This window comes from Bacillus sp. SIMBA_026 (genome assembly GCF_046535335.1).
Lineage (GTDB): Bacteria > Bacillota > Bacilli > Bacillales > Bacillaceae > Bacillus > Bacillus velezensis.
Map to the genome: position 1 here is coordinate 55,360 of NZ_JAWRWX010000003.1, position 14,283 is coordinate 69,642.

Annotated in this window: 14 protein-coding genes; 10 read left to right on the forward strand and 4 right to left on the reverse strand. The window is 48.0% G+C overall.

What is annotated here, in order from left to right:
* Positions 1-224 precede the first annotated feature (224 nt).
* The 9 genes from SB847_RS16515 (at position 225) to trhO (ending at position 7,485) form a co-directional block, all read left to right on the forward strand.
* A complete protein-coding gene (locus tag SB847_RS16515; protein WP_038456840.1) occupies positions 225-668 on the forward strand; it encodes a hypothetical protein in 444 nt (147 codons plus the stop codon).
* A 278-nt stretch (positions 669-946) separates the two neighbouring features.
* Entirely contained in the window at positions 947-1,417 is a 471-nt protein-coding gene (locus SB847_RS16520; protein WP_003156718.1) for a helix-turn-helix transcriptional regulator, read from the forward strand.
* A gap of 72 nt (positions 1,418-1,489) precedes the next feature.
* The gene (locus tag SB847_RS16525; protein WP_326156744.1) at positions 1,490-2,560 is read left to right on the forward strand and encodes an iron-containing alcohol dehydrogenase family protein; all 1,071 of its coding nucleotides are present in this window, start codon (positions 1,490-1,492) and stop codon (positions 2,558-2,560) included.
* Positions 2,561-2,641: 81 nt separating this feature from the next.
* A complete protein-coding gene (gene purT / locus SB847_RS16530; protein WP_101669936.1) occupies positions 2,642-3,796 on the forward strand; it encodes a phosphoribosylglycinamide formyltransferase 2 in 1,155 nt (384 codons plus the stop codon).
* A 477-nt stretch (positions 3,797-4,273) separates the two neighbouring features.
* Positions 4,274-4,807, forward strand: a complete 534-nt coding sequence (gene pssA / locus SB847_RS16535) for a CDP-diacylglycerol--serine O-phosphatidyltransferase (RefSeq protein ID WP_003156712.1) — start codon at positions 4,274-4,276, stop codon at positions 4,805-4,807.
* The gene (locus tag SB847_RS16540) at positions 4,798-5,286 is read left to right on the forward strand and encodes a DedA family protein (RefSeq protein ID WP_003156711.1); all 489 of its coding nucleotides are present in this window, start codon (positions 4,798-4,800) and stop codon (positions 5,284-5,286) included. Before pssA ends, SB847_RS16540 begins: the two co-directional genes overlap by 10 nt.
* Positions 5,279-6,094: a phosphatidylserine decarboxylase gene (locus tag SB847_RS16545; RefSeq protein WP_007409003.1), complete on the forward strand. Its 816-nt coding sequence runs from the start codon at positions 5,279-5,281 to the stop codon at positions 6,092-6,094. Before SB847_RS16540 ends, SB847_RS16545 begins: the two co-directional genes overlap by 8 nt.
* Before the next feature lie 42 nt (positions 6,095-6,136).
* Positions 6,137-6,412 carry a hypothetical protein gene (locus tag SB847_RS16550; RefSeq protein WP_007409004.1) on the forward strand — a complete coding sequence of 92 codons (276 nt, stop codon included), beginning with the start codon at positions 6,137-6,139 and terminating at the stop codon, positions 6,410-6,412.
* Between the two features lie 104 nt (positions 6,413-6,516).
* Positions 6,517-7,485, forward strand: coding sequence for an oxygen-dependent tRNA uridine(34) hydroxylase TrhO (trhO, locus tag SB847_RS16555; protein WP_224223994.1), 969 nt, complete (start codon positions 6,517-6,519; stop codon positions 7,483-7,485).
* A 36-nt stretch (positions 7,486-7,521) separates the two neighbouring features.
* On the opposite strand, the gene gltP is transcribed toward trhO, so the two are convergent.
* Positions 7,522-8,772, reverse strand: a complete 1,251-nt coding sequence (gene gltP, locus SB847_RS16560; protein WP_007409006.1) for a glutamate-aspartate/proton symporter GltP — start codon at positions 8,770-8,772, stop codon at positions 7,522-7,524.
* Between the two features lie 369 nt (positions 8,773-9,141).
* On the opposite strand from gltP, the gene SB847_RS16565 reads away from it, so the two are divergent.
* Positions 9,142-10,209 (forward strand): branched-chain amino acid aminotransferase, encoded by a 1,068-nt coding sequence (locus SB847_RS16565; protein WP_082998925.1) that lies wholly within the window; start codon positions 9,142-9,144, stop codon positions 10,207-10,209.
* A gap of 41 nt (positions 10,210-10,250) precedes the next feature.
* Here SB847_RS16565 and SB847_RS16570 read toward each other — a convergent pair whose 3' ends face one another.
* The 3 genes from SB847_RS16570 to SB847_RS16580 form a co-directional block, all read right to left on the reverse strand.
* The gene (locus SB847_RS16570; protein ID WP_181364942.1) at positions 10,251-11,654 is read right to left on the reverse strand and encodes an amino acid permease; all 1,404 of its coding nucleotides are present in this window, start codon (positions 11,652-11,654) and stop codon (positions 10,251-10,253) included.
* Between the two features lie 113 nt (positions 11,655-11,767).
* Entirely contained in the window at positions 11,768-12,715 is a 948-nt protein-coding gene (mmuM, locus tag SB847_RS16575) for a homocysteine S-methyltransferase (RefSeq protein ID WP_410578080.1), read from the reverse strand.
* A gap of 115 nt (positions 12,716-12,830) precedes the next feature.
* Positions 12,831-14,267, reverse strand: a complete 1,437-nt coding sequence (locus SB847_RS16580; protein WP_410578082.1) for an alanine/glycine:cation symporter family protein — start codon at positions 14,265-14,267, stop codon at positions 12,831-12,833.
* Between the last annotated feature and the right edge of the window lie 16 nt (positions 14,268-14,283).

The window sequence follows — 14,283 nt, forward strand, 5'->3', positions numbered from 1 at the left end:
GCTATGACAATTGATACAAAAAAAACAAAATGGATAGCGGTTTAAAGTAACTTTATCACTTAATCAAAAATAACAAGAATCATAAGTAGTAGTCATATAGTCATTTTAAGGGCTGTTCACACCTCTTCCTGCAGTCAAAATGGTTAGTTGGACGGATTTATGATTGGCCATATTGTCATTAACATAAATAGGGTAAATAGTTACAGGAAGGAAGGATTTTCTCGATGAAAAGCAAAAAGATTTTTAAGTCGCTCATCATTATTTTTACTCTTTTAATCAGCGGAATTGGTTTTATGAGTTTTTCTTCTCCGCAAAAAGCAGAGGCTAAAGACTGGCTTCATACTTATAAAAGCGGGTATTTCACTAACTATGTGATCAATACATATCATCCTAAATTCACTAAAACGACAAAAAAGTACAGCTTGAGAGCCGTGACTTTTAAATCCAACAGTAAAGGGAAGGGCACGTATAAAATATACGTCCAAAAGCAAGTCAACGGCAAAGGTGCCTGGAAAACAATCAAAACCGCCAATGCAAAGAAAAATGGAACGACTTATTTTGAAACACCTTCGTTGAAAAAAGGAGATTCATACAGATTTAAATTGGTCAATCAGGGTTCGAAAAAACGTGTCAATTATAGTGCAAGATGGATTGTATTCGCTTCATAATGCCGATTTTCCGGTCTGTAAAGTTTTAGCTGCTGCTGCTGCGGCAGCTTTTTATTTTCTCCGGAGTTCAACCGCCAGGGAGCCCGCACCTGTCTCTTCGGGCTTACGTTTGTATTTCAACGCATCATTCTGGATTATGCGGAAAGGTACATCGCTTCAATGATAAGCCAATCCCGGGTTCTTTTTTACCGATTCTTTTGATTCGTTTGAAAATGTTCTGATATAAAAAAGGCGTGCCCCGGTGTAAAATGGCTATATTGATAAATATGGAGGTTGAGATGGATCAAGATTATATGACTGAGCTTGTCTCAGTCCAGCTGAAGAAAATCCGGTCGGAGAGAGGCTACACACAGGAGAAAATGGCGGATGTGATCGGCCTTTCTAAAAAGTCGCTGGTGCAGATTGAGAAAGGGCGGGCGCTTGCGGAATGGCCGCACGTTGTGGCGGTTTGCGCGCTTTTCAGATCAAGTGAAACACTGCAATCCGTATTAGGAGATGATCCGCTGGAGGTCATTGAAACGGTTGCTCACCGCACAATTGACAGGCCGAAGGGGAAGACGATGGGCGGCAAGGTGTGGTGGAAAGCCATCGAGAAAAAAGGCGAGTTCCGCTTGCAGCAGCATTTGATTTCCCACCATTACCGCATCCTTGATTCCTATGATGATCTGTGGTTCAGCAGTTTTGAAAAGGCAGAGGCTTTGGAGCGGCTTGATGAGCTGTTTTTGGAGGCGGAAGAAGCGAAGCGCTGACGCACCTCCGGTTGATGTATTTTCTGACAAGTGGGAAAATATATATAAATTCCAGCCAAAGGAGAGATTCGAATGAAGCCTGAAGATATCGTCCGAAGCGGCCCGAATCAGTACATATGCAAGGAAGGAATCGCAAAAGAACTTCCGGGGCTGCTCGAGACATTCAGAAAACCCGTTATTGTGACCGGAATCAAATCCTATCAGGCGTTCTCCGATTACAGCGGCGGTTCTTCCTGGGATGTGATTCAGCATAAAGGATACTGTTCACCTGAGGCGGTGCGTAAGGTCTGTGAGCAGGCGGAAGACGCGGATGTGATCATCGGTATCGGAGGCGGCACGATTTTGGATTTGGCAAAAGCGGCGGCAGACCGGCTTGATATAGAGGCTGTGATGGTTCCTTCCATTGCGGGGACGTGTGCGGCAAGTACACCGTTGAGTGTCATATATGATGAGAGAGGCAATTTTATCAGAGTTGATTATCATAAGCGTTCAAGCTATTTGACGCTTGTTGATCCGCTGTTTTTGCTTTCCTCTCCCATTGAATATATGAAAAGCGGGATCGGTGATACGCTGGCGAAATGGTATGAGGCCGAGGCAGTCATCAGAAATACGGAGGAGGCGGCGCCGCTGATGGCGCAGGCGGGGCTGAGACAGGCGGAATATATCCGTAATCTGTTATTGCGTTACAGTGAAGCGGCCGTCGGAAGCATGGAGAAAGGCGAGCTGTCCGTGCCGTTTATCCATACGGCGGAAACGATCATTATGCTTGCGGGAACGGTCGGCGGGTATGGCGGCCGTTTGTGCAGGATGGCAGGGGCGCATGCGGTCCACAACGGACTCAGTTTTCTTCAGGAGACACATCAGGTGCTGCATGGCCAGAAGGTTGCTTACGGCATATTGGTGCAGCTCGCGCTTGAGAATCGGAGACCTGAGATTGAAGAGCTGCTTCCGTTTTACCGCCGGCTCGGTGTCCCCGTCAGTCTCTGTGATCTCGGCATCCTTGACAACCATGAGGAAGCCAAGCGCCGTATTGCTTCTCACGCCTGCCGGGCGGAAGAATCGTTATGTTTAATGGGGCAATATCGCGAGAAGGACGTGTCAGCTGCGATTGAATCGCTCGAATCAGCGCAAAAGACAGGATAGAGCTTGTCATCTATCTTGTCTTTATTTTTTGAATATTTCCGTTATAATGAGTGGGGTATAGAAAGGGAGGGGCCAAAGGACATGTATCAGGCGAAGAAGATGTTGTTATTAGGATCAGGCGAGCTGGGGAAAGAAGTCGTCATTGAAGCGCAGCGGCTCGGGGTTGTCACTGTAGCCGTTGACAGCTATGAGCACGCTCCCGCCATGCAGGCCGCGCACAAAAGCTATGTGATTGATATGCTTGATAAAGCGCAGGTCAGAGAAGTCATTGAGAAAGAAAAACCGGACTTGATCGTGCCGGAAGTGGAAGCCATTGCGACGGATGAGCTGCTGAAGCTTGAGGAAGAAGGTTTTCACGTCATTCCGAATGCGCGTGCGGCAAAGCTGACGATGGACCGTGAAGGCATCAGACGGCTTGCGGCAGAGACGCTTCATCTTCCGACTGCCGGCTATGAATTCGCGAATACATATGAAGAATTTAAAGAAGCGGCGGAAACAATCGGCTTTCCGTGCGTGGTAAAACCGCTGATGAGCTCTTCCGGAAAAGGGCAAAGCGTGTGCCGCTCGGCTTCCGGGCTGAAAAGCTGCTGGGACATGGCGATGGAAGGCGGCCGGGTGAAAAACGGCCGGGTCATCGTTGAGGAATTCATTCCGTTTGAATCAGAAATCACGCTTCTGACAGTGCGCGCGGCGAACGGTACGTCCTTTTGCGCGCCGATCGGACATGAACAAAAAGACGGTGACTATATTGAATCATGGCAGCCTCATCATATGACGGAACAGCAGATCAAAGAGGCGAAACACATTGCGAAAAGCATAACGGACGAGCTTGGCGGATACGGTTTGTTCGGGGTGGAGCTTTTCCTTACTGAAGATAAAGTATATTTCAGCGAGGTGTCTCCCCGTCCGCACGATACGGGACTCGTTACGCTTGTGACGCAAAATTTGTCAGAGTTTGCGCTGCATGTCCGCGCGGTATTGGGATTCCCGATTCCGGAAATCACTCAGCTGTCGCCGGGGGCAAGCCGTCCGCTGAAGGCGCCAAAAGAGCTTGCTGATTATGCGGTTGAAGGTGTGGAGAAGGCTTTGGCGGTAAAAAGCACTCAGGTCCGCGTATTCGGTAAACCCGTCACGAAAGTAGGACGCCGTATGGCGGTTGCGCTTTCTGCAGCTGAGACCGTTGAAGAGGCCAGAGAAAGAGCGGCCGAAGCACTCAGTCATTTATCAATTACATAAAATGATCTTAAAAGGCGTTTTTACCGTAATGGTAAGGCGCCTTTTTTGTTTGGACAGACTATATACTGGAAAACGGGGTTGTGAGATAATGTATGAGGCCGTTTTGTGCCGGCTTTTTAATTCTTGAAACTTTTTATGTCCGCAATCGTTATATGTTATGTTCTCATTTCACGGAGAAGGAAATAACAATACATCATACGGCTTTTCATTCATCAAGAACGGACAATCCGGATCGCAGCATGGAATATTTAAGCAGGGTAATCCGGAATAGAGGAAACCATGATTGCTTACCTTAATATGAACGGCGAAAAAACAAAAATCACCAGATTAGATTGTTCAAATAACACCAAATGCTGTATAATAAAAGAATTTGAATGATAGCATTGAAAGAATTCCATTTTATGTTTCCGTAAAATGGAGTCTTTATGCATACGCAGTCCGATTTGATATGGTTTTAATTGGAGGTTTGTGTAAACTGTGAATTATATACCTAGTATGATTACAATTGGAAATTTCATTTGCGGGCTCTTATCGATTCATTCCCTTTTGTATCATAATATACACTCTGCGGTGATCTTTATTTTCACCGGGATGTTTCTTGATTTCTTTGACGGTTTGGCCGCCCGTAAGCTGAACGCGGTATCGGAGATGGGAAGGGAGCTTGACTCTTTTGCTGATCTCGTGACGTTCGGCGTAGCGCCGTCCATGCTTGCTTACAGTGTTTCACTGTATACGCTTCCGTTCATCGGAATTTTAATCGCGCTTTCCTACAGCATCTGCGGGATGATCCGTCTTTCCAGATTTAATATTGAACAAAGCAAGCTGCCGACGTTTATCGGGATGCCGATTCCCTTTGCGGGTATGTGTCTTGTCATTTTGAGCTTTATCAATAACGCTTTTCTTCTGGGGGCGGGAACGATCGCGCTCGGTTATTTAATGGTCAGCAACATTAAATTTCCGCACTTTAAAAAACAGGCGCCTGAAAACCTGGAGAGCAGAAGATGGAATTAGTTCAGCAATTAATATCCGATTACGGATATATCGCGATTTTTCTTATGCTGACACTCGGTATTATCGGATTGCCTATTCCGGATGAAGTCATGATGACGCTTGTGGGCTACTTCGCTCATTTAAACGTGCTGAATTACGGGCTCTCCATTCTGATCAGCTTTATCGGAGCGCTCCTTGGGATGATTATCAGCTACTTCATCGGCAGAAAAGCCGGTCGGCCGTTTATTAATAAGTTCGGAAAATGGGTCGGCCTGAAGGAAAAGAGGATGGAGAAAGTAGACAGGTGGATGAAGAAGTACGGGCCGTACACCATTATTTTAGGTTATTTCATTCCCGGCATCAGACACGTGACCTGCTACTTTTCCGGAATCGGCAGAATGGAATTCAAAACCTACTTATGCTTCGCCGCCATCGGAGCGTTTTTATGGTGTTTTATTTTTATTACTATAGGAAAATTCATAGGAGTAATCAATGTTTAATACTGCCGCTAAAGTTCTTTACCGTTCATTGATTGAACTGACTAATAATCGATTGACGTCTTATCTCATTAAAAACTTCTGTGAATCGAAACTGAGCAAGCCGATGATTCCGCTGTTTTCCAAACACTATCGCATCAACTGGAATGAAACGGAACGTACGGCTTCTGACTTTGATTCACTGGCGTCATTTTTCATTCGTGATATTAATTTAAACCTCCGCCCCGTGGCAAAAGAGAAGAACGCCATCGTCAGCCCGGTGGACGGCGTCGTTCAGACGGTTGGCATGATTAAACCCAATCAAACTTTCATGGTAAAAGGGAAGGATTATTCGTTCGCCGAACTGACGGGGTTTAAAAGCGCCGATCACAAGTATAACGGCGGGTGTTTTGCCGTGCTTTATCTGAGTCCGAGACATTATCACCGCTTCCATTCTCCCGTCAGCTGCACGTATCAGAAGCTGGCCGAGCTGGGGAAACGTTCCTATCCCGTTAATACGATGGGATTGAAGTACGGGAAAGATGTGCTCTCAAAAAATTACCGTTATGTGTACGAGCTGACCCGCGCTGACCAGCAGATGCTCATGATTCCGGTAGGTGCGATGAATATTAACTCGATCGTTCAGACAAACACCGGAAACAGGCTTGAGACGGGGGAAGAGCTGGGCTATTTTTCATTTGGATCGACCGTTATTTTAGTATTCGAGAAAGATATGTTTACCCCTTCGGATAACCTGACTGAAGGCCGTGAATTACAGGTCGGTCAGATCATCGGTTATGCGGAGTCACAGGAGGAGGCGTCCGCTTTATAAAAGCTGCTCCTCTTTTTTATATGGTGTAAGGAAGTGAACATTATGGAAGAAAAGGATTTGGCAAAGCTGATAGAGCAGTACCAGCATACAGGGGATCAGCAAATTCTTGAAGCCGTGCGGGACGCATGCCGGCCTGTCGTTGAGGCGCTCATCTCAGAACTGGCTGAAGACAGCGCCGATCTTCTGCGGGCAAAAGGCCGTGACCGTTTTCCGTTTATTATCGGCAAGTATCAGACCGCAGCCGGCCTTTCGCTTGAGACCTTTTTGCGCAACACGTATCGGTTTTATTTTCAGCAGGTTTTAAAAGGCGAAGCGTGACTGGAAGAAAGAGTCCGGACGGAAATGTTCATCTTTCGCCCGTTTTCCTGTATGATATAGTAGAGTGTGCGATCATTAATTTAATTGAACAGGGTGTATAAATCATGGAAAAACAATATAGAGTTTTACTTTATTATAAATATGTAAAGATTGATGAGCCTGAAGAGTTCACGGCTCAGCATTTGAAGTTTTGTAAGGAGCTCGGTCTGTTAGGCCGTATTTTGATTTCTGAAGAAGGCATTAACGGTACGGTGTCCGGAACGGTTGAACAGACGGAACAATACATGAATGCGCTGAAAGCTGATCCGCGCTTTGCCGACATGCCGATCAAAATTGACGAGGCTGACGGACATGCATTCCGCAAAATGTTTGTGCGCCATAAAAAAGAATTGGTGACGCTTCGTCTCGAAGATGATGTTGATCCGAATGTCACGACGGGCAAGCATTTGAAACCGAAAGACTTTTATGAGCAAATGCAGGATCCTGATACCATCGTGATCGACGCCAGAAACGACTATGAGTATGATCTCGGTCATTTCCGCGGAGCGGTCAGACCTGATATTGAGGCGTTCCGTGAGCTGCCGGACTGGATTGAAGAGCACAAAGACATGCTTGAAGGCAAAAAAATTCTCACGTACTGCACAGGCGGCGTACGCTGTGAGAAATTTTCCGGCTGGCTGGTGAAGAAGGGCTTTGAAGACGTGTCCCAGCTTGACGGCGGTATCGTCACTTACGGTAAAGATCCTGAAGTGAAAGGGCAGCTGTGGGACGGACAGTGCTACGTGTTTGACGAAAGAATCAGCGTACCGGTCAACCGCGTAGAGCACGTTATCATCGGAAAAGATTATTTCACGGGCGAGCCGTGCGAGCGTTATGTGAACTGCGCAAATCCGGCATGTAATAAAAAAATGATCTGCACACCTGAGAATGAATACAAATACATGCGCAGCTGCAGTCACGAATGCCGTACGAACGAACGCAACATGTATGTGAAAGAGCACGAAATGACTCAGGAAGAAATCAATGAACGCCTTGCTTTGATTGAAAAAGAGGATCATGCGGCGATTGATTAATAGAAAAGACCACCAATGAGGTGGTCTTTTTTGTGTTTACATACTTTCTGTCCGGGCAGTCTGGTCTGCCGTGACGGGTCCTTTATATTTGAATGCTTTTTCCCACTTGGACACGACGATGCAGGCGACCGCATGGCCGGGCACGTTGACGCCGGTTCTCGCCATGTCCATGACGCGGTCGACACCGGCAATGATGGCGACACCTTCCGCGGGGAGACCGACGGCATTCGCTGTCGCCAGAAGCACGACGAGTGAGCCTGACGGGACGGCGGCAATGCCTTTGCTTGTCATGACGAGCACAAGCATCATCAGAAGCTGCTGAGAAAGCGGCATCTCCACATGAAACGCCTGCGCCAGAAAAATACAGGACACCGATAAATAGAGGCTTGAGCCGTCACAGTTCAGCGATAAACCTGACGGAACCACAAAGGAGACCACCCGCTTCGGACAGCCGTATTTCTCCATCCGATCCATCAGCTGAGGCAGAATGGTTTCTGTGCTTGTCGTGGAGAAAGCGATCAAAAACAGATCCCAAATCATTTTCAGCACTTCAAAGTACTTGATTTTAAAGATAAGCCCCACGATCGGAAACAGAACGAAGAGTATCAGGAACAGCCCGAGGAACACAGTACCGATCAGCTTCAGCATCGGAAGCAAAAGCGCGATTCCGAATTGTCCGACTGAGGCGGCCATCAGGGCGAGAACGCCGATCGGAGCGGTGACCATCACCATCTGCGTCAGCTTGAACATAATATTTGCCGTGGATTCGAAGAAACTCATGACAGGCGCGGAGGCTTTGCCGATGCCGGCTGCGGCAACACCGAATAAAATCGCGAAAAAAATGACGGCGAGAAGATCGTTTTTCGCCATAACGTCAATGATATTAACGGGGATAATATCAAGAAGCATTTGTTTCAGGTCGACTACTTTTTCCGTATAGCCGGAAAGCTCGTGAATGTCTTTTTTAGCAAGATGAGAAAGGTTAAGTCCGACTCCCGGCTTCAGCACGTTCGCCAATAACAGACCGAGCGCCAGAACAAGCGTCGTAATCACTTCGAACCAAATAATCGTTTTGATGCCGAGACTGCCCATTTTTTTCATACTGCCGCTGCCGGCGGCTCCGATGACAATGGTTGAAAACACGATCGGCACGACAATCATTTTAATCAGGCGGATAAATCCGTCTCCGACGGGCCGCAGCGCCATCCCGAAATCCGGGAAGAAATGGCCGATCAATGCTCCGATGGCTAAAGCGATCAAAATCTGGAATGCGATAAATTTTTTCAAGCGAATCCCCCTTTTACTTGCGCATTTCATACGTAATTCGTGAAGCAGGCGGCAACCACCTTCCTATCCGCCATAAATTTGTCACATTATTGACTGTGCGATAGAAAGGATTGTTTTACATTATGTAAGCGCAATCATTTAATATGACAGAAAGTCCTCATTGAAAAAAATGAAGGAGCATAAGAATAAAGAAAGATTTCTGATGAAAATATTAAAAATTTTGATAATTATCCTCTTATAAGTGGTATATTTGATATGATACGGTCAACTGCATTCTCATATATCTGTGCATACACGATTCAGGCAGAGAAAACAGGCAGCTTATAAAAGACTGAAAATTTAAACAATTACAAGAAAGGTGTGCTTTTGTTGAATCAACTGATTGAAAGACGTAAGGTCACAGCAAGAAAAGAAAAACCGGATTCCGCTTCATTGGGATTTGGCAAGTACTTCACAGATTACATGTTTGTTATGGATTACGAAGAGGAGAGAGGGTGGCATGATCCGAGAATCACCCCTTATGAACCGGTCCATCTTGATCCGTCCGCATCCGTTTTCCATTACGGGCAGGCCGTATTTGAAGGGCTGAAGGCTTATAGGTCAGAAGACGGCCGGGTGTTGATGTTCCGTCCTGACCAAAATATAAAACGGCTGAATAAATCGTTACGGCGGATGAGCATGCCGCCTCTTGACGAGAAGCTGGCGCTGGAAGCATTGATACAATTGGTGGAGTTGGAGCAGGAATGGATACCGATAGAAAAAGGAACCTCTTTATATATTCGTCCGTTTGTAATTGCGACTGAGCCTTCTTTAGGCGTCCGGCCTTCAAAACGTTACAAGTTCATGGTTGTTCTGACGCCTGTCGGTTCGTACTACGGCGATCAGCTGAAACCGATCCGTATTTATGTGGAGGATGAGTATGTGCGTGCCGTCACCGGCGGAGTGGGCGACGTCAAAACGTCCGGAAATTATGCGGCCAGCTTACAGGCTCAGCGGAAAGCCGAAGAACTGGGGTATGATCAGGTGCTTTGGCTCGACGGGGTGGAAAAGAAATATGCCGAAGAGGTAGGGAGTATGAATATCTTTTTCATCATAAACGGAGAGGCCGTAACGCCGGCATTAAACGGAAGCATTCTCGGGGGCATCACACGCGCATCTGTGATAGAGCTGTTAAAAAGCTGGGGCATCCGCGTCAGGGAAGAACAGGTCGCCATTGATGACATCTATGAGGCTGCGATGAGAGGCGAGGTGTCAGAGGTATTCGGTACGGGAACCGCGGCCGTCATCTCGCCGGTCGGCGCGCTGCACATTCACGGCGAAACGATTGAGCTGAATAACGGTTTGATCGGTGAAGTGTCAGAAAGGCTCTATGAAACGATTGCCGGCATCCAGGTCGGGAAGGTGCCGGATTCGTTCAGATGGGTGGTTGAAGTATAAACAAAAAAAAGAACCCTTGCGCTGCAGGGTTCTTTTTTCGGTTATTGGGATTTTACGGCTTGCACGCGGGCTCTGCTTTTCCGGTTTTTCAAGTAATAAGCGGTGTAGCAAACGGCCATAAATGCAATTCCGCAATAAAGGGCGATGGCCTGGTTCGGATCAAAAGCGATGCCGATACAGGAGGCGAGGCATAGGAGAAAGGCCGCTATCGGTACGGCCGGATATCCCGGTGTCCTGTATTTCAAGTCTGAAAGCTGGTGCCCTTCTGTAAGAAACCGTCTTCGGAACAAAAATTGCGATGCGGCGATGCTCATCCACACAGCCACTACCGCAAATCCTGAGACGGAGACGAGAACAAGATAGACTGTATCCGCTGCAAATACGCTTGACAACAACGACAGAATGCCGCCGATCATACTGAAGATCAGAGCGTTAAAAGGAATGCCTTTAGAGGTCAGCCTGGCAAAGGCGGGATGAAGCTCCCCTTCTTTAGACAGGGACCACAGCATACGTGATGACGCGTACAGCCCTGAATTGGCCGCAGACAGAAGCGCCGTTAAAATAACGAAATTCATCAGATCGGCCGCATAAGGCACGCCGACTCTGTCAAATACCGTGACGAATGGGCTTTCAATCACACCGGCTTCCTTGATGGAGATCATCCCTGACAGCACAAAAATCGTTCCGATAAAGAAAAGCGCCAGCCGCCAGACTGTGGTCTTAATGGCGCGCGGAACGGTTTTTTCCGGATCGGCGCTTTCCCCTGCGGCGATTCCGATCAATTCCGTCCCTGAAAAAGCGAAGTTTACTGAAAGCATCGTCATCAGTATCGGGAAAAAGCCATTTGGAAAAAGGCTGCCGCCATCCGTAAAGTTCGACAGCATAGGTGCGGCCTCACCGCTTTTCATCGGGACGATGCCGAACATCGCCGCTCCGCCCAATAAAATAAACAGTAAGATGGCTAAGACTTTAATACTTGAGAACCAAAACTCCGATTCAGCAAAAAATTTCACGGAGAAGGCGTTTAATAAAAAGATGAGAAGAGCGAATACCGCACTCCACATCCAAACCGAAGTATGCGGGAACCAACGCTGCATGAAAAGCCCGGCCGCCGTGAATTCAGAGCCCAGCGCCACCGCCCACGTCAGCCAGTACAGCCATGCGACCGTAAAGCCTGTCGCGGGCCCGATATAGGTTTTCGCATAGGTGTGGAATGCGCCCGTCACCGGCATGGCCACTGACAGTTCACCGAGGCAAAGCATGACAAGATAGACGATGCCCGCGCCCAAAAGGTAAGCGAAAATGGTGCCCGCCGGACCCGCCTGATGAATGGTATACCCAGAGCTTAAAAACAGCCCCGTTCCGATCACACCTCCGAGTGATAGCATAAAGAGGTGTCTGCTTTTCATACTTCTCTGAAAATTCGTCTCGTTCTTGTTGTTCATTGTTTTCCAACTTTCTGCGAGAGCCGTTCTAATAAAAAATCTCATGCCGGCGAACGGCACGAGATTCCGGCGAACCGGCTTTTTGAATAGAATATACAAACTATTCCGATTAGTCAAGTTGTTTTTAAGGTCTTGGCCCAATCGGCAATGGCCTGAATGTCCGCAGGTCTCGTCCGGCAGCAGCCTCCGATCAGGCTCACGCCGTTTTCGTACCAGCTTTGCGCGCTTTTTCCGAAATGGTTTTCGCACGCTGCGCCTTTCCAGGTTTTTGTCACTGGGTCATATTGTTCGCCGGAGTTCGGATAGGCGATAATCGGTTTGGACGTTGCCCGTTTGATTTCTTGTACCAGCTGCGGAATATGTTCGATCGGTGTGCAGTTGATGCCGATCGCTGCGATTTGGCTGCAGGAGCCGAGCAGAGCCGCGCATTCGGAAATAGGCGTGCCTTCGCTGATATGCCGTCCGTCTTTGGCGCTGAAGCTGATCCATGCATAAGTGCCGGGGAATTCCTCCAGCAGCCTTGTGATCGCTTTTGCTTCTGACAGGCACGGAATGGTCTCACAGGCCAAAAGATCGGCGCCGGATTCTATGAGGGCTTTCATCCGGGGGCGGTGAAAGCTGATCAGCTCATCCTCCGTCAGTCCGTAATGCCCGCGATATTCTGAGCCGTCAGCGAGGCTCGCGCCGTAAGGTCCGATAGAAGCGGCGACCAAAGGTTTGGGCCGGTGTAAACGGTTTTCTTCATGCGCCCAAAATTCATCGCGTGCTTGTGCGGCAAGTTCAACAGATGTCTGAATGAGACGTATCGCATTGGTTTCCGGGATGCCGCGCGCTGCAAATCCTTCGATTGTCGATTGATAACTGGCGGTGATCGCGCAATCAGCGCCGGCGGCAAAATATTCTGCATGCACCTGTTTAATCAGTTCCGGCCTCTCCAAAAGAATTTTGGCCGACCACAGATCGTCATGTAAATCACAGCCCATCCGCTCAAGCTCAGTTGCCATCGCGCCGTCTATGATCATCACCGGGTATTCATTTAATATTTGTGTAATGGGATTCATAGGCCTTCCTTTCTGACTTTACTGAAAATATATAAAAAGGGTAATGGACGCTATTCTCTTTGTCAATGAACCGGCAGAAAAAAGGTGTTCAGGACGCTGCCCGAACACCTTTTGTTTAGGAAATGTGTTTGCCTTTCGCGCTTTTCGCGATGTCTGAATACTCCCAGCAGTCGATCCCGTCATCATCAGGGAGCACATCTCTGTAAAAGACGGGGTCCTTTCCGGCTTTCTTTTGCCGGACATAATCGCTCAAAGCGGCAAACGCTTTTTTCGACAGAAGGAAAATCGCGATTAAGTTCACGACCACCATTAAGCCCATGAACAAGTCAGCCATATCCCACACAAGCTGGACTTTGGAAATACAGCCGAACAGTACCATTCCGAGCACGCAGATGCGGTAAATGAACAGCCATTTTTTGTTCTGGCTTAAAAATCCGATATTGGTTTCTCCGTAATAATAGTTGCCCATCAGAGCGCTGAAGCCGAACAAAAGCATTAAGACGGCAAGGAAACCTGACGCCCACGCGCCGACATGGTCGCTCAAGGCGGCCTGAGAAAGCGCGATGCCGCTCAGTCCCGGCTGGTGATAAGCGTCTGAAAATAAAATGATAAGCGCCGTGCTTGTGCAAATGACGAGCGTATCCGTCAGGACGCCGAATGCCTGAATGAGCCCCTGTTTCACCGGGTGGCTCGTCGTAGCTGTCGCCGCCGCGTTCGGAGCGCTTCCCATACCCGCTTCATTTGAGAAAATCCCGCGCCTTACACCTTGCATCAAGGCCGCACCTAAAGCGCCGCCCGCTGCCTGATCAATGCCGAACGCATTTTTTACGATTAGCGACAGAACGCCGGGCAATTGGGTGATGTTCGTCAGAATGACAAAGAAAGCGACACCGATATATAAAACGGCCAAAACGACTACGATGTATTCCGCCATTTTCGCAATTCGTTTGACGCCGCCGAAGATTACGCCCCCGAAAACCAAGATTAAAATAATGCCCAATGTAAGCCGGCTGGTGCCGAATGCGTTTTGAAAGGCGACGCTGATCGTATTGGATTGAACGGAATTAAAAACAACCCCGAATGACAGTGTGATTAATACGGCGAACAGCGCGCCCATCCAGCGTTTCTTCAGGCCCTTTTCCATGTAATAGGCCGGGCCCCCGCGGAATCCGTTTTGATCTTTTACTTTATAAATTTGGGCCAGCGTGCTTTCAACAAAGCTTGAAGCCGAACCGATGACTGCGATAATCCACATCCAGAAAATAGCGCCCGGACCGCCGAGTGCGATCGCAATGGCGATTCCGGTAATATTCCCGGTTCCGACACGCGCCGCCATACTGATGCAAAATGCCTGAAACGGGGAAATGGTGTTTTTTGTCCGGGCGGCCGCGCCTTCCTTCAAAACCCGGATCATTTCCTTCAGCATGCGGACTTGCAGACCCTTTGATCTGAACGTAAAAAACAGTCCCAGAGAAAGAAGCAGTACGATTAACAGTTTTGACCATAAAAAATCATTTGCCGAGCCGATTACATTTTCAAGGAATTCCTGCATCCAATCACCTCTTGGT